Below are 817 nucleotides of genomic sequence, written 5' to 3' on the forward strand. Positions count from 1 at the left end.
GGCCGGGCTCATCGACCGGCCGAGCATCGCGCGCACCCACCCTCGCCGGACGGCCCCATGCGTGGAGACACGCGTGCGGATCGCACGGATGCTGTCCCGGCGCGGACCGGTCTGGATCGGCCACCACCTCGGCCTGCCGGCCTCGACCGTGGGACGGGTCCTGGCTCGCCATCGGGTCCCTCTCCTGCGTGAGTGCGACCCGCTGACCGGCCTGCCGATCCGTGCCTCACGCCGCACCGCGAACCGCTACGAGCACCCCTACCCGGGCGCGTTGGTCCACATCGACGTCAAGAAGCTCGGCCGCATCCCCGACGGCGGCGGGTGGAAGGTGCACGGTCGAGGTGAACGACCCGCGCACAAGCGCGGGTTGGGCTACGACTACGTGCACACCGCGATCGACGACCACTCACGCCTGGCCTACGCCGAGATCCACGACGACGAGAAGGGTGCCACCTGCGCCGGGTTCCTGGCCCGTGCGACAGCGTTCTACGCCGCCCACGGCATCACCGTCGAGCGTGTGATCAGCGACAATGCCAAGAACTACCGGCTCTCACACGCGTTTCGCGACACCGCTTCCGAGCTGGGCATCACCTTGAAGTTCATCCGACCGCACTGCCCCTGGACCAACGGCAAGGCTGAACGCCTCAATCGCACCCTGGCGACCGAGTGGGCCTACTCACGCGTCTTCAGCACCAACACCGAACGCGCTGCCCTCTTGCCTGCCTGGCTCGACCGCTACAACCTGGAACGACCCCACCTCGGCATCGGCGGCCTCCGACCCATCGACCGCGTCAACAACGCTGCGGGTCAGTACATC

The 817-nt window shown here is 68.5% G+C and carries 1 protein-coding gene; it reads left to right on the plus strand.

Annotated features, from left to right (window positions below):
- Nucleotides 1-10 precede the first annotated feature (10 nt).
- The coding region (locus tag CPE01_RS16250; protein ID WP_281285132.1) for an IS481 family transposase at nucleotides 11-817 on the plus strand (807 nt) is incomplete at its 3' end.

It is taken from the genome of Cellulomonas persica (assembly GCF_007989825.1).
GTDB lineage: Bacteria > Actinomycetota > Actinomycetes > Actinomycetales > Cellulomonadaceae > Cellulomonas > Cellulomonas persica.